The sequence below is a fragment of the Actinokineospora globicatena genome (genome assembly GCF_024171945.1).
Lineage (GTDB): Bacteria > Actinomycetota > Actinomycetes > Mycobacteriales > Pseudonocardiaceae > Actinokineospora > Actinokineospora globicatena.
Genome location: NZ_JAMTCR010000002.1, coordinates 1,934,310 through 1,949,553, shown reverse-complemented (window position 1 = coordinate 1,949,553; position 15,244 = coordinate 1,934,310). Strand labels below are relative to the sequence as shown.

13 protein-coding genes are annotated in these 15,244 nt (G+C 70.7%); 3 read left to right on the top strand and 10 right to left on the bottom strand.

The window, feature by feature from the left end:
• Positions 1-155 precede the first annotated feature (155 nt).
• Positions 156-1,148, bottom strand: a complete 993-nt coding sequence (locus LV79_RS09470) for an aldo/keto reductase (RefSeq protein WP_253834186.1) — start codon at positions 1,146-1,148, stop codon at positions 156-158.
• A gap of 124 nt (positions 1,149-1,272) precedes the next feature.
• On the opposite strand from LV79_RS09470, the gene LV79_RS09465 reads away from it, so the two are divergent.
• Positions 1,273-3,765 carry an NACHT domain-containing protein gene (locus LV79_RS09465; protein WP_253834184.1) on the top strand — a complete coding sequence of 831 codons (2,493 nt, stop codon included), beginning with the start codon at positions 1,273-1,275 and terminating at the stop codon, positions 3,763-3,765.
• Here LV79_RS09465 and hutI read toward each other — a convergent pair.
• The 9 genes from hutI to LV79_RS09420 form a co-directional block, all read right to left on the bottom strand.
• Positions 3,713-4,870, bottom strand: coding sequence for an imidazolonepropionase (hutI, locus tag LV79_RS09460; protein ID WP_253834182.1), 1,158 nt, complete (start codon positions 4,868-4,870; stop codon positions 3,713-3,715). The two genes, LV79_RS09465 and hutI, sit on opposite strands and share 53 nt — an antisense overlap.
• Positions 4,867-6,144, bottom strand: a complete 1,278-nt coding sequence (locus LV79_RS09455) for a formimidoylglutamate deiminase (RefSeq protein WP_253834180.1) — start codon at positions 6,142-6,144, stop codon at positions 4,867-4,869. Before LV79_RS09455 ends, hutI begins: the two co-directional genes overlap by 4 nt.
• Positions 6,141-7,331, bottom strand: a complete 1,191-nt coding sequence (locus LV79_RS09450; protein ID WP_253834178.1) for an allantoate amidohydrolase — start codon at positions 7,329-7,331, stop codon at positions 6,141-6,143. The genes LV79_RS09455 and LV79_RS09450 overlap by 4 nt, the downstream gene beginning before the upstream one ends.
• Complete coding sequence (gene hutU, locus LV79_RS09445; protein WP_253834176.1) at positions 7,328-8,989, bottom strand: urocanate hydratase; 1,662 nt, start codon at positions 8,987-8,989, stop codon at positions 7,328-7,330. Before hutU ends, LV79_RS09450 begins: the two co-directional genes overlap by 4 nt.
• The gene (gene hutH, locus LV79_RS09440; RefSeq protein WP_253834172.1) at positions 8,986-10,512 is read right to left on the bottom strand and encodes a histidine ammonia-lyase; all 1,527 of its coding nucleotides are present in this window, start codon (positions 10,510-10,512) and stop codon (positions 8,986-8,988) included. Before hutH ends, hutU begins: the two co-directional genes overlap by 4 nt.
• A gap of 81 nt (positions 10,513-10,593) precedes the next feature.
• The gene (locus tag LV79_RS09435) at positions 10,594-11,619 is read right to left on the bottom strand and encodes a hypothetical protein (protein WP_253834171.1); all 1,026 of its coding nucleotides are present in this window, start codon (positions 11,617-11,619) and stop codon (positions 10,594-10,596) included.
• Positions 11,616-12,122, bottom strand: a complete 507-nt coding sequence (locus LV79_RS09430) for an RNA polymerase sigma factor (RefSeq protein ID WP_372495293.1) — start codon at positions 12,120-12,122, stop codon at positions 11,616-11,618. The genes LV79_RS09435 and LV79_RS09430 overlap by 4 nt, the downstream gene beginning before the upstream one ends.
• Before the next feature lie 86 nt (positions 12,123-12,208).
• Positions 12,209-13,216 carry a hypothetical protein gene (locus LV79_RS09425; protein WP_253834169.1) on the bottom strand — a complete coding sequence of 336 codons (1,008 nt, stop codon included), beginning with the start codon at positions 13,214-13,216 and terminating at the stop codon, positions 12,209-12,211.
• Positions 13,213-13,710 (bottom strand): SigE family RNA polymerase sigma factor, encoded by a 498-nt coding sequence (locus LV79_RS09420; RefSeq protein ID WP_253834168.1) that lies wholly within the window; start codon positions 13,708-13,710, stop codon positions 13,213-13,215. Before LV79_RS09420 ends, LV79_RS09425 begins: the two co-directional genes overlap by 4 nt.
• Before the next feature lie 72 nt (positions 13,711-13,782).
• Between LV79_RS09420 and LV79_RS09415 the strand changes: the two genes are divergently transcribed.
• Positions 13,783-14,562 (top strand): IclR family transcriptional regulator, encoded by a 780-nt coding sequence (locus LV79_RS09415; protein WP_253834167.1) that lies wholly within the window; start codon positions 13,783-13,785, stop codon positions 14,560-14,562.
• Positions 14,563-14,846: 284 nt separating this feature from the next.
• Complete coding sequence (locus LV79_RS09410; protein ID WP_253834166.1) at positions 14,847-15,227, top strand: hypothetical protein; 381 nt, start codon at positions 14,847-14,849, stop codon at positions 15,225-15,227.
• Positions 15,228-15,244: the final 17 nt, after the last annotated feature.

Sequence of the window (15,244 nt, the reverse complement as noted above, 5' to 3'; positions counted from 1 at the left end):
TATCGATCATCCCGACCACGCGGAAGCGTCGTCAAGGGGAGAGTATTCGCGTTTAAACACGCTGTGACATACCCGGGGACCATAGCAGACGGCTATGTCCCTTTTGTGGGAATACGTCAGCCCCCGGCCCAGGTGGGACCGGGGGCTGATCGTGATCACCAGGCGTAAGCCTCGGGGGCAGCTTTGTCGCCGTTGGGTCCAGGTGCTGGGAACAACTCGTCGAGCTTGGCTAGCGCGTCCGCGTCGAGGGTGATCTCCAGTGCCCGCAGGGAACCGTCCAACTGCTCGGCGGTGCGCGGACCGATGATCGGCCCCGTGACGCCCTCGCGGGACAACAACCACGCCAGCGCGAGGTGCGCCGGGTCCTCACCGAGTTCCGCGGCGAACTTCTCGTAGGCCGCGATGGTGTCGTGGTGCTGCTTGAGCGCGTCGCCGGAACGCCCGGACAGGCCGCGGGAAGCGCCACCCTCGCGCTGCTTGCGCAGGATGCCGCCGAGCAGCCCGCCGTGCAGCGGCGACCAGGGGATCACGCCGAGGCCGTAGTGCTTGGCCGCGGGCAGCACCTCCAGTTCCACCCAGCGGGTGAGCAGGTTGTAGATGGACTGCTCGGACACCAGCCCGAGGAAGTGCCGGTCCCTGGCCGCCTCCTGCGCCTGGGCGATGTGCCACCCGGCGAAGTTGGACGAACCGAAGTAGAGCACCTTGCCCTGCTGGCGCAGGACGCTGAACGCCTCCCAGATCTCGTCCCACGGGGTGGCCCGGTCGACGTGGTGCATCTGGTAGAGGTCGAGGTAATCGGTCTGCAACCGCTTGAGCGAGGCGTCCGCGGCGCGCCGGATGTTCAACGCGGACAGGTGCGTCTCGTTCGGCCAGTCGCCCATGCTGCCGTAGAGCTTGGTGGCCAGCACGGTCTTCTCCCGCCGCTGCCCACCCTGGGCGAACCACCGGCCGATGATCTGCTCGGTGACCCCCTCCCCCTTCTGCCACCCGTAGACGTTCGCGGTGTCGAAGAAGTTGATCCCGTGCTCGAGCGCCCGGTCCATGATCTGGTGGCTGTCGACCTCGGTGGTCTCCGGGCCGAAGTTCATCGTGCCCAGCACCAGCCGGGACACCGACAGACCACTACGGCCTAGGTGCGTGTACTCCATGGCTCCAACCTAACCCCGGACCAGCTCCAGGTCGCTTGTCACCGTTGGGTCCGGGCGCCAACCCCGGACCAACTCCAGGTCGGGTGTGGGATCGTACGGGGTACCACAGGAAGGGGCCCCGCGCGTGGACAGTTTGATGTCGGTGCTCGCGACAGCAATTGGAGCCTTGGCCCTCGGCGTGACGGTGATGATCTGGCGCCGCACATCCCGGCCGGCCCCGTCACCGAGCCTGACCCCGGACGAACTGTTCGAGCAGGAGTACCTCGCTCGCGTCCGCCGCGGTTTGCGTTACGTCGACCTCAAGGGGTTGCAGACGGCGAGCCACTCCAGCCTGGAATTGGACAAGGTGTACGTCGACGTCGGGCTGGTGCGGCGGGCTCCGCACCGGGTGGGTACCGACGTGCTGGCGGGGTTGCCGGAGGCCGTCCAGGGGCGGTGGCCGCTCGACCACTTCCTCAGCTCCGAGACCCCGCAGGTGCTCGCGGTGCTCGGCGGGCCGGGCAGCGGCAAGACGACCCTGTTGCGCAAGACCGCCCGTGCCATCTGCGACACCGGCACCCCGATCCTGCTGTTCCTGCGCGACCACCTCACCGAGATCCTGCGCGGCGCGAGCCTGCCCGAGATCGTGACCGGCACGCTGGCCAGGTACGACCTGGCCGACCCGCACGAGTGGGTCGCCCGCAGGCTGCGCTCCGGCCGGTGCGTGGTGATGCTCGACGGGCTCGACGAGGTGGCCAGGTCGGAGGACCGCCGGTCGGTGTCGGCGTGGGTCGAGCGGCAGATCACCGCGTTCCCGGACAACGACTTCGTACTCACCTCCCGGCGGCAGGGTTTCCAGGACGCGCCCGTAGATGGTGCGGTGGTTTTGCAGGTGCGGCCGTTCACCCCGACGCAGGTCCGCGAGTTCGTGCACGGCTGGTACCGCGCGGTTGCAGGCACGATCACCCAGGACGCCGAGGAGCGCGCCGCGGAGGAGGCCGAGGACCTGCTCACCCGCCTGGACAGCGCCCCGGCGCTGGGTGACCTCACGGTGAACCCGTTGCTGCTCACCATGATCGCCACGGTGCACCAGTTCCGCGGCGCGCTACCCGGCTCGCGGGCGGATCTCTACCGGGAGATCTGCGAGGTCGTGCTGTGGCACCGCGACGAGGCCAAGAAGCTGGTCGCCGTCGGCAACAACCGGCACAAGATGGTGCTGCTGCGGTCTTTGGCGTACCTGATGATGACCAACGGCGTGCGCCAACTGCCGCGCGAGGTGCTCCTGGCCGAGTTCGACCGCCTGCTGCGACGGCTGTCCACCCCGCTCGACGCCGAAGGGCACCTCGCCCGGATCGTGTCCGACGGCATGCTCGTCGAGTGGGAACGGGACCAGTTCGCCTTCGCGCACTTGACTTTCCAGGAATACCTCGCCGCCGCCTACATCCGCGAGAAGAACCTGATCGACACCCTGTACAACGCGGTGGACGACGACTGGTGGCGGGAGACGACTCTGCTGTACGTGGCCGGGTCCGACGCCGATCCAGTAGTCGAGGCCTGCCTCACTTCCCGCACGTCCGCGGCGCTCGGTCTGGCGTTGGATTGCGTCGCGGAGGGGGTGGAGCTGGACGAGAGGCTGCGGTCCGAATTGGACAGCGTCGTGGACGCTGCGGCGAACGACCCCGAACTCCGGGGCAAGGTGGTGCAGGCCATGATGGCCCGGCACGCCCGATCTGTGGTGCGCACCGAAAGCGGAGTACTGGTGTGCCGCAATCCGGTCCCGGCGGCGTTGTACCGCCTGCTACAAGCCTCACCTGGCGTCAAGGGCACTGGAGATGAGCCTGCGCGGGGGATGGATGCGCTCGACGCACTGGAATTCGTGGAGTCGCTATGGCGTACCTCCTCGTCGCCCTATCGATTCCGCCTTGCGCAGGCCGCCGATCTGGACGATCCCACTGTTCTCCCCATAGTGAAGTCCCTGTCCGTGTGGATCGTGGATACGCGGGCGCACACACTCGTGCCGTGGTCGCACGGCCCCAGCCCGCGGTTGGTCACTCTTGACGAGGTGCTGAACGCGGCGCGAGAAGACCTGAGGCCGGACCGAATGCGGGCTCTGATGCGATGGAGCACCACTGACATCTCCGCGCACCGGGTGGGGATCGGGATCCTGTTCACCACCTTCTTCACGGAACAACACGAATCCGACCAAGCCTTTCTCACCGAGCAAGGTGACGGCGCGGAGGCAACCGCGCTGATGCGCCTGGTCTGGGAACAGGTCCTCCAGCAGGCCCGTGAGACGACGTGGCACCCCGAGCCGATCGGCGACGTCGGCACCGTGGTACCGCAGCTGTACGACACGGGGCACAGGCAACAACCCTGGTCGATAGCCACGTTGAAGCTGTTGCAGGACATGGTGTCCGACTGGGACACGACCGGTTCACTCAGCCCGAGCCGCGCGAGGCGCATGCGAATGATGGCACTGATGGTCGCTACGGACGTCGACAAGCCAGCCGTGCTGTACAAGCTCGCGGCGGCGGCGACGTTGTGGGATCAGTGGCGCAGTGGGAAGCGGGAGCGCAGTGAGGTGATCATCCTCGCGGCGGACGCGCCGGAGAGCCTGAGCGCCAGACGGCCCAGGTGAGGGGGACGCCGGGGCGGTAGGCGAGGTGGGTGGCGGAGGGGGCGTCGAGGAGGTGGAGGTCGGCTCGGGCGCCGGGGCACAGGATGCCGACGTCGGTGCGGCGCAGGGCTTGGGCGCCGCCGAGGGTGGCGGCGCGGATCGCCTCGGGGACCGAGAGTCGCATTTGGAGTACGGCGGTGGCAACGCAGAAGGCCATCGACGAGGTGTAGGACGAGCCGGGGTTGCAGTTGCTGGCCAAGGCGATGGTGGCACCGGCGTCGAGCAAGCGTCGGGCATCCGGCAGCGGCTGGCGGGTGGACAGGTCGCACGCGGGGAGCAGGGTGGCGACGGTGTCTGAGCCCGCCAGTGCGTCCACATCAGACCCGGTCAGGTGCGTGCAGTGGTCGACGCTCGCCGCGCCCAGTTCCACCGCGAGTCGGACGCCGGGTCCGGGGCCGAGCTGGTTGCCGTGCACCCGCAGTCCGAGCCCACGCGCGGCGGCGGCCTTGAGCACCCGCCGGGACTGCGCCTCGTCGAACGCGCCGGTCTCGCAGAACACGTCCGCCCACCGCACGTGCGGCGCCACAGCGTCGAGCATCTCCCCGGCGGCCAGGTCGGTGTACTCGTCCGGGTCGGCGCCCGGGGGGACGAGGTGCGCGCCAAGGTAGGTGACCTCGTCGGCGAACTCGGCCGCCAACCGCGCCGACCGGACCTCGTCGGCGACGGTCAACCCGTAGCCGGTCTTGGTCTCGATGCAGGTCGTGCCCTGCGCCACGGCCTCGGCCACGTGCTTGCGCAACCCCGCGCGCAGCTGGTCGTCACCCGCCGCCCTGGTCGCCGCCACCGTCACCGCGATCCCCCCGGCGGTGTACGGCTCCCCAGCCATCCGCGCCCCGAACTCCGCGGTCCGATCCCCCGCGAACACCAGGTGCGTATGACTGTCCACCCACCCCGGCAGCCCCGCACGCCCCTCAGCGTCAACCCGGGAGTCCGCTTCCGGCGCCCCCTTGGCCTTCCCCACCCAAGCGACCCGATCCCCATCCAGCACGACCGCCGCGTCACTCACCACCCCCAACTCGGGATCGTTGGTGGTCAGCTCCCCCAAGTTGGTCACCAACACACTCATCCGATTGCCTCCATCAGCAACTCGCCCACATCACCCAGCACGTGCTCACCCGAGCGCACCACGACCCGGCCACCCACCACCACTGTGTCCACATCAGACGCTGTGGCCGCCAGCACCGCCTGTTCCGGCAGTGACCCGGCGGTCCGCACGGAGTCCAGGCGGACGGCGACGAGGTCCGCGGGGGCGCCGACGGCGATTCGGCCTGCTTCTGGCCAGCCGATGCTGGTGTGGGCGGTCATGGCGGTGACCAGGTCGGCGGGGGTGAAGCGGCCGCGGTGGCCGGTGCGGAGGCGTTCGCCGTGTTCCAGGGCGCGGGCTTCGAGGAGCATGTCGACGACGGCGTGCTGGTCGCTGCCGAGGGACAGGGGGGAGCCCGCGTCGGCGAGGGCGCGGGCCGGGCCGATCCCGTCGGCCAGGTCGGCTTCCGTCGTCGGGCAGAAGCAGGCGCCGGTGCCGGAGGTGCCGAGGAGGTGGATGTCGTCGGCGGTGAGGTGGGTGGCGTGGACGGCGGTGAGGCGGGGGCCGAGGGCGCCCGCGTCGGCCAGGACCTGGGTCGGGGTGCGGCCGTACGCGGCGAGGCAGGCCTCGTTCTCCGCGGGTTGCTCGGACAGGTGCACGTGGACCGGACCGCCGAACCCGGCCACGACCGGCAGCGCGTCCAGGGGTACGGCGCGCACCGAGTGGATCGCCGCGCCGATGCGGGAGTCCGGGCTGGGACTGAGATCCGCGACGCGTGCGGCCCACGACAGCACGTCCCCGTCGGAGAACCGTTGCTGCTGCTGGGAAACCGACTTCCCGATGCCGCCTGCCAAGTAGCACGTGTCCAGCAGCGTGATCCGGATGCCCGCGTCCCGAGCCGCCTGGATCACCGCGTGGCCCATGGCGTTCTGGTCGTCGTACCGGGCGCCGCCGGGGGCGTGGTGCAGGTAGTGGAACTCGCCGACGCAGGTGATGCCGGAGAGGGCCATCTCGGCGTAGGCGGCGCGGGCCAGCAGGTAGTACGAGTCGGGGTCGAGGCGGTCGGCGAGGTCGTACATGCGGTCGCGCCAGGTCCAGAACGTGCCGCCGTCGCCGTGGGTTCGGCCGCGCAGGCCCCGGTGGAACGCGTGCGAGTGGGCGTTGGCGAACCCGGGGAACACGATCCCGGGCAGCACCGTAGCGTCCCCCGGGTCGGACTGCGTCACCGAGGTGATCACGCCGTCGGCAACGTCGACCAGCACCCCGGTCGCCACCCCGTCCGGCAGCCAGGCCGATGCGCACCAGTACGCGGTCACCTCGCCAACTCCTCCAACACCGACGCCAGCGCGACGACCCCCGCCGCGCAGTCGTCGGCCTCGGCGAACTCCTCCGGCGCGTGGCTCACGCCGGTCGGGTTGCGCACGAACAGCATCGCCGTCGGCACGTGCCCAGCAAGGATGCCCGCGTCGTGCCCCGCCCCCGACGGCAACGCCGGGACACCCCCGAGCACGTCGGAGACCTTGTCCCGCAGACCAGCGTCGAACACCACAGTTTCCCCATAGGACTCTTCGGACACCGTCACCGAGCATCCCTCCTCGGCAGCGACCTCCGACGCGGCGGCACTGATCTCCGCGACCACCGCCCGGGTCCGCGCGTCATCATCAGCCCGCGCGTCCAGCCACAGGTCCACACTGGACGGAATGACGTTCGTCCCGCCAGGGTTGGGAATCAGCCGCCCCACCGTTGCCCGGGCACCGTCAACGGAGGTCGCCGCCCGGCGGGCCGCCAACACGACCTGAGCGGCGGCCACCATCGGGTCTCGCCGGTCGACCATCAGCGTGGCACCGGCGTGGTTGCCCTCCCCGCTGATGCTGAACCGCCACCGCCCGTGCGCCAGGATCGAACTCGCGACCCCGACCGGCACCCCGAGGTCGACCAGCCCGCGCCCCTGCTCTACGTGCAGCTCGACGAACACCCCGATGCGCCGCAGCGCCTCGGCGTCCGGCCCGAACCCCGCGGGATCCAGCCCCGCCGCCCGCACCGCCTCAGCCAACGTCACACCGTCCGAATCAGACAGTCGCAACGCCGCATCCGGCGCAATGGCACCAGTCAACAACCGCGACCCGAGGCAAGCGACCCCGAACCGCCCACCTTCCTCCTCCGCGAACACCACCACCGCGAAGGGTTTACCCGGCACGAACCCCTTGGCCCGCAAAATATCCACAGCTTCCAACGCCGACACCACACCGAGCGGCCCATCGAACGCACCGCCCCCGGGCACCGAGTCCAGGTGGCTCCCGGTGACCACAGCCCCGTCCCCCGGAGCGCCCCACCACGCCCACAGGTTCCCGTTCCGGTCGCACTCGACCGAGAGCCCGCGCCGACCGGCCTCCTCGGTGAACCAGGTCCGCAGCTCCAGCTCGACCCGGTCGAACCCGTGCCGCGAGTAGCCGCCCCGGCGGGGGTCGGTGCCGACCCCCGCGATGTCGGCGAGGCTGGTCACGACCGCGCCATCGGCACGGCGACACCGCGTTCGGCGGCGACCTCGTCCGCTCGGTCGTAGCCCGCGTCGACGTGCCGGATCACGCCCATGGCCGGGTCGTTGGTGAGCACCCGCTCGATCTTCTGCCCGGCCAGCGCGGTCCCGTCGGCCACGGTGACCTGCCCGGCGTGGATGGACCGGCCGATGCCGACCCCGCCGCCGTGGTGGATGGACACCCAGCTGGCCCCGGACGCGGTGTTGACCAGCGCGTTGAGCAGCGGCCAGTCCGCGATCGCGTCGGAGCCGTCGGCCATCGCCTCGGTCTCGCGGTACGGGGAGGCGACCGAGCCGCAGTCCAAGTGGTCGCGGCCGATCACGACCGGCGCGGCGAGCTCACCGGAGGCGACCATCTCGTTGAACCGCAGCCCGGCCTCGTGCCGCTCCCCGTACCCGAGCCAGCAGATGCGCGCCGGGAGCCCTTGGAAGGCAACGCGTTCGCCCGCCATCCGGATCCACCGCTCGAGCGGCTCGTTGTCCGGGAACAACTCCAGGATCGCCCGGTCGGTCGCGGCGATGTCGGAGGCCTCCCCGGACAGCGCGGCCCAGCGGAACGGGCCCTTGCCCTCGCAGAACAGCGGCCGGATGTAGGCGGGGACGAACCCGGGGAAGTCGAACGCCCGGTCGTACCCGCCCAGCTTCGCCTCGCCGCGGATGGAGTTGCCGTAGTCGAACACCTCCGCGCCCGCGTCCATGAACCCGACCATGGCCTCCACGTGCTCGGCCATCGAGTCGCGGGACCGGTCGGTGAACTCGTCGGGCTTCTTCGCCGCGTAGTCCGACCAGTCGGCCAGGTCGATGCCGCGCGGCAGGTACGCCAGCGGGTCGTGCGCGGAGGTCTGATCGGTGACGATGTCGACCTCGACGCCCCGGCGCAGCAGCTCGGGCAGCACCTCGGCGGCGTTGCCGATCACGCCGACCGACAGCGCCTCGCCCTCGCGCTTGGCCCGCTCCACCCGCGCCACCGCGTCGTCGAGGTCCAGCGCGAGCTCGTCCAGGTAGCGGGTCTCCACCCGGCGCCGCGCGCGCACCGGGTCGACCTCGACGACCAGCGCGACGCCGCCGTTCATCGTCACCGCAAGCGGTTGCGCGCCACCCATGCCGCCCAGGCCCGCGGTCAGCGTCAGCGTCCCGCGCAGCGACCCGCCGAACCGCTTGGCGGCGACGGCGGCGAAGGTCTCGTAGGTGCCCTGCAGGATGCCCTGGGTGCCGATGTAGATCCACGACCCGGCGGTCATCTGCCCGTACATGGTGAGCCCGGCGGCCTCCAGGCGGCGGAACTCCGGCCAGGTCGCCCAGTCGCCGACCAGGTTGGAGTTGGCGATCAGCACCCGGGGCGCCCACTCGTGGGTCCGCATGACGCCGACCGGCTTGCCCGACTGCACCAGCAGCGTCTCGTCCTCGGCGAGCGTGGTCAGCTCCCGGCTGATCGCCTCGAAGCTGGCCCAGTTGCGGGCCGCCTTGCCGGTGCCGCCGTAGACCACGAGGTCGTCGGGGCGCTCGGCCACCTCGGCGTCGAGGTTGTTGTGGAACATGCGCAGCGCGGCCTCGGTCTGCCAGTTGCGCGCGGTCAGCGTGGTGCCGCGCGCGGCGCGCACGGGACGGGGTCCGGGGGTGGTCACGCGGTCCTCCTCTGCACGGCGTCCACCAGGGCGCCGGAACGGATCAGGTCTTCAGCGGCGGCGATCTCGGGGGCCAGGTGCCGGTCCGGGCCGGGACCGGGGACGTGCTCGCGCAGCAGGGCGACGGCGGCGGCCGTGGCGGGCGCGGGGGTGAGCGGGGCGCGGAAGTCGAGCGCGCGGGCGGCGGTGAGGTACTCCACGGCCAGCACGGTGGTGAGCCCGTCGACGGCCTTGCGCAGCTTGCGGGCCGCCGACCAGCCGAGCGAGACGTGGTCCTCCTGCATCGCCGAGCTCGGGATGGAGTCGACGGAGGCGGGCACGGCCAGCCGCTTGAGCTCGGCGACCACGGCGGCCTGGGTGTACTGGGCGATCATGTGCCCGGAGTCGACGCCCGGGTCGTGCGCGAGGAACGGCGGCAGGCCGTGCGAGCGGGCCACGTCCAGCATCCGGTCGGTGCGCCGCTCGGCGATGCTCGCCACGTCGGCGACCGGGATGGCCAGGAAGTCCAGCACGTAGGCGACCGGGGCGCCGTGGAAGTTGCCGTTGGACTCGACCCGGCCGTCCGGCAGGACCACCGGGTTGTCGATGGCGGCGGACAGCTCCCGGCCCGCGACGAGTTCGGCGTGCGCGACGGTGTCGCGGGCGGCGCCGTGCACCTGGGGTGTGCAGCGCAGCGAGTACGCGTCCTGGACGCGGGGGCAGTCCGGACCGCGGTGGCTGGCCATGATCGGCGAGTCGGCCAGGAACGCGGTCATCCGCGCGGCGGACTCGGCCTGACCGGGGTGCGGGCGCAGCGCCTGCAGATCGGCGGCGAACACCCGGTCGGTGCCCAGCAGCGCCTCCACGCTCATCGCGGCGGTGAGGTCGGCGACGTCGAGCAGCCGCCGCAGGTCGGCGATCGCGAGCACCAGCATGCCGAGCATGCCGTCGGTGCCGTTGATCAGCGCGAGGCCCTCCTTCTCGACCAGCGCGACCGGCTCGATGCCCGCCTCGGCGAGCGCGTCGGCCGCCGGGCGGAGTTCACCGTGGTAGCGGACCTGCCCCTCGCCCATGAGCGCGAGCGCGACGGCCGAGAGCGGGGCGAGGTCACCGGAGCAGCCGAGCGAGCCGTGCTCGTGCACCACCGGCAAGATCCCGGCGTTGAGCACGGCGGCCAGGGTCTCCACAGTGGACTGCCGGACCCCGGTGCGGCCGGTGGCCAGGGTGCGCAGCCGCAGCAGCATCAGCGCCCGGACCACCTCGGGCTCCACCTCCGGCCCGGCACCGGCGGCGTGCGAGCGGATCAGCGACCGCTGCAGCGCGGCCCGCCGCTCGACCGGGATGTGCCGGACCGCCAGCGCGCCGAACCCGGTGGACACGCCGTAGGTGGGTTCGGTCGCGTCGGCGAGCTTCTCGATGTGCGCCCTGGTCGCGGCGACGCCCTCGAGCGCCCCGGGGGTGAGCGCCACCCCGACACCACCGCGGGCGACCGCGACCACGTCCCCGGCGGTCAGCGGACCGCCGTCGAGCGCAACAGGTTCCATGGGGTCATCACAGCGCTATCCCCGCCCGCGCACGACCCAGGATCGGGTGACAGTGTCTGGTACCCCAGACATTGTCACCGGCTACCGCTGCCCGATCCAGTCGTTGGGGTCGCTCCCGATGGACACCGACTCCGCGATACCCATCACCCACACCTCGCGCTCCGGGCGCAGCTGGGTGCTGCCGCGGTACTCGACGAGCAGGCGCTTGTCGCCGAAGTCGGTCCAGAGCTGGTCACCGCTGGTCTGGGACATCGGGTAGAACGTGGCACGCCTGCCCCGCACGGTCACCGGGTAGCCGTTCGTGCGCTCCGGGTCCACCCGCTCGTCGGTCCACTCGACGGTCACGCTGTCCCCACCGGCCTCGGGCGCGGCCGTCAACTGGGTGCTGACGCCGTTCGGGGTCTTGGCCACGCTGAGCAGGACGGTGTCGAACTCGGCGGGCAGCGGGCCGAACTCGGCGGCGACCACCAGTGGGGGTGAGCTGACCGGGCTGATCGAGCGGGCGATCCGCAGTGCCACCGCCTTCTCGTCCGGGACGTTGGTGACCGCCACCCGCACGTGGGTGACCACGTCGAGGTCGAACAGGAGGCAGGACTCCCGGGGACCTGGCCCCGCGGAGTGCAGCGTGCCGGGGAGACCGTTGACGTCCACCGGCTCGCTCTTGTCGTAGCAGGGGTCCATCCACCAATCGGCATTGCCCGTACGCGCGATCGTCACGCTGACCCCGGCGTCCGCGTACGGTCGGTACGGCACCGTACGCGCCCACGTGCGGCGCAGCACCTGGCCGTTGGGTGTGGTTATGCGGTCCACCTCGACTAGACCATCGGGCAGCCAGGTCGGGCCGGTGCGCGCGGGCACGGTCAGCGGCGCCGGCGCCAGCATCGGCATAGAGCCAGTGAGAAGCGTCCCCTGGTTCTTGTCCTTGAGCATTATCGGCGCCACCACCAGAAGGAGTAGCGCTACGACGGCGGCGGCGACGTAGGCGACCACCGGTCGACGACGACTAGGAGCCAGCACTGCAGCGATCGTGTCGGCAGGCTCGTGGGCGCGGTCGGCGTGATCACCGAGGGCGTCTCGGACCAGGGTCTCCAGCTCGTCGGTCTTCACAACGCCTCCTTCGCACGCTCTAGCGCCGGGATCCGGTCTCTTAGGGCAGCCAATCCGCGAGAGATGTGACTGCGCGCGGTGGCCTCTGAACAGCCGAGCTCACCGGCGATCTCCGCGAACGTCCGGTTGGCGTAGTACCGCAGCACTATCGCCGCCCGTTGCTTGCGCGGCAGCAGCGCGATGCCCTGGAACACCAGTTGCCGCTGGTCGACCGCGTCGGTCTCGTCCGGGTACGGCGGCGTCACCGCGTCGAGCACCCCTTGCGGCAGCGACACCGTCCGCACGGCCCGCCTGCGCCAGGACAGGAACTCGTTGGTCACCATCCGGTGCACGTAGGCGCCGGGCACCGCCAACTGCTCGATACCCGACCACCGCTGCGCGGCCCGCATCAACACCGACTGCACGATGTCCTGCGCCGTGTGTGGGTCGCAGGACAGCGCGGTCGCGTACCGCAGCAGGTCGCGGGCGTTGTCGTGCACGTACTGCTCGAAGGTCGTCGGCACCGCACACCCCCTCTCGCCCATACAACGCCCGAGCACGGCGGTATGTGGAGTGTGCGGTGCCGCCGGTTCTTACGGTGCCCGGCCTCTTACGGTGTCCGGCCGAGCCAGGGCGCGGCCGGGGTGGAACCCGCGGTGACCGAGTTGGCCACGGTGGTGAGCAGGTCCAGCCGCTCAGTGGCGTCGTGCGGGTCGTAGGGGGCGAAGCTGACCACCAGCCACCGACCACCCAGGTCGGCCATCAGCACCTCGGTCGGCTCGTTCGGGTCCGCCGCACCCACCCGGTACCACCAGCCGTCGCCACCCCGTACCGGGACGCGCGTTCCCTCGGTGCTCGGCCGCTCCGGGCGGACCTCGGCGCGCACGGTGCCCACGCGGTCGAGGTAGACCTGGGAGAACATCACCGCCTGGTCGGGCTGATCGCCACGGACGCCAACCCAGCCGTGCACGGTGCCGGGCAGCTCGGGCATCGTGATCGGCACTTGGACCGGCTCGCCGACGGCGGCGCGCAGCGATTCCGCGACCCGGAGCAGGACCGGCCGGGGCTCGGGGATCGCGTAAGAGGTCACCGTGAAGCGCTTCGAGCCGGTCCACCAGGCGATCATGTACTCGTCGTGGCCGTTGTCGTTGTCGTACCACTGGCCGGGGTGACCGTTGACCACCACCTGCTCGCGGGAGGCGTCCGGTCCCATCTGATCGTCTTGGCTCAACTCGGTGACCATGACGTTCACCTGGGGAGCTGTCGTAGCCGATCCACTCGACCACTTCGACGCGGACCACGGGCCGTCGGGGCCTGCCGAGCGCTCCCGCTCCACCATGCCGGGCGGCACCCATGCGGGTTCCCAGACCAGCTGCCCTGCCGCGGCGGGTGAGGTGACGCCAAGGCTCGTCCCTGGCGCTACCTGCTGGTTCTGCTCACCCGTGGGCAGCATCGCGATACCGACCAACGCCGCGGCGACCACGCCTCCCACAGGTATCCACCACCGGCGGCGGGACCGTGGTGCCAACGCGGCCAGGACGCGCGCGCCGCTCGGTGCTTGCGCTGCCTGGTGGTCTAGGGCGTCCCGCAAGAGGCCCTCGAACTCATCCGTCCTCATCGGACCTCCTCCACTCGTTCGATGCTCGTAAGACCCGCCCGCAACGTCGCGACGGCGCGGGAGACATGGCTGCGCACGGTGCCGATAGAGCAACCGAGTTCGTCGGCGATCTGGTCGTCGGTGCGGTTCAGGTAGTAGCGCAGCACCACCGCGGCTCGTTGCTTGCGCGGCAACTGGGCGATGCCCGCCAGTAGGACCTGCCGGTCGTCTACGCGGCTGGCGTGGTCTGCCGTAGCGGCCCCCAGTTGCCCCATCGCCTGGGGCGCGATCGAGATGTCTCGTCGTCGGCGTCGCCACGACAGGAACTCGTTGGTCACCATCTTGGTGACGTAGGCGCCAGGTTGCTCTACCTGCCCGATCCGCCCCCACCGCTGCTGCGCGCGCAACACGACCTCTTGCACGATGTCCTGCGCTTGGTGCGGGTCGCAGGTAAGCGTGGTGGCGTAGCGCAAGAGGCCGTCCAGCCGGTGCGCGAGGAACTCATCAAAGGTCACATCCGCCCCCTTTCCGCCCTGTCAACGCGTGCTGGACCGGATCTGTTGAGTCTCGTCGTAGGGTGGGTGCCCATGGGTGCCAGCAGCGATGTGCCTGCTCTCCGCCGCGGGCTCGCCGTGCTGCGGCTGCTGGCGGGGAAGGCGGGTCCGGTGGCGGCGGCTGCCGTCGCCAGGGAGCTCGGGCTGCCCAGGTCCACCGTCTACCACCTGCTCGCGGAGTTGGTCGAAGCCGGTTTCGTCACGCACCTGCCCGAGGAGCGCCGCTACGCCCTCGGCCTCGGCGCGTTCGAGTTGGGGTCGGCCTACCTGCGGCACGACCCGCTGGAGCGGCTTGCCCGCCCAGTGCTGTCGCGGCTGATAGAACGCACGGGCCACACGGCGCATCTAGGCGTACTGCACGGTCGTGAGGCGCTCTATCTGCTTCGCGAACAGCCCCGACACCCGCACACGGTGGTGACCGAGGTCGGCGTCCGACTTCCCGCACACCTGCCCGCGTCCGGCCGCGCGATGTTGGCGTACCTACCGCCCGCGCAAGTCCGCGCGCTCTTCCCGACCCGCGCCGCTTTCGTCGACCGCACCGGTCGCGGACCTGTGCACCTCCCGGCTCTACGGGGGTTGCTCACCACGGAACGCAGGCGAGGTTGGGCTGTCGAGGACGGTTACGTGACACCGGGGTTTGCCTCCGTTGCCGCTGTCGTGCTCGACCACACCGGCCACCCGGTGGCCGCGATCAGCACCACGTTCCGCCACCACTGCGACACCGAATGCGGGCAGCTGTGGCCCGAGTTGGCCGAACCCACCCTGGCCGCGGCGGCCGAACTGGCCACCCGGATCGGTGGGCGACGTTCCTGACCGCCACCGGGTTGCCACTCTTTCGAGTGAGTTATTGGCCAGCAATCGGCCAGATTGGCGGGCCGACGGTACCGTTTTCGGTTACCTTCCACCCAATAGGTTGACCCGGGTGGCAATTGCCTTCAGCACAACGGCTGTTCCGGATAGTGTGTGCGTACGAACACATCACGATTCCCCACCCGCACCGCGGTCGCCACCTCTGGTCATTCCCGACCGGGCGCCGCGTGATCAACACCCGCCACCGCGCGGATCACCCTTCTCCTGAAACGGAGTCGTCCATTCCGATGACTTTGATCGACCCCACCGCACGCGACTCGCCACCCGAACACCCGGGCACCCATTCCGACTGCGCCACCACCCACCGCCTGGTGCGGGCACTGCTCGAGCGGCCCTACCCGACGCTCGTCCAATCCGACCAGGAGTTCCTGCGCCGGGTGGCCGAGGTCGTCGAGCGGCAAGCCGCGGCTGTCGAGCGGCACACCGAGCGCCGGGCCGAGCGGACCGACTTCGCCATCACCGTGCTGACCATGAGCGCGGTCATGGCGGGCATCCTGCTGCTCTACTGGGCGGTCGCCCCTGAGGTCCTCCCACCCGTCGCCCTCGCCCTGGCGGCCGCGTTCATTGCGGCGTTCACCGCTCAGTTCCGCAAGCGTCCCCACCCTTAGCGGGCGGAGGGGGGAGG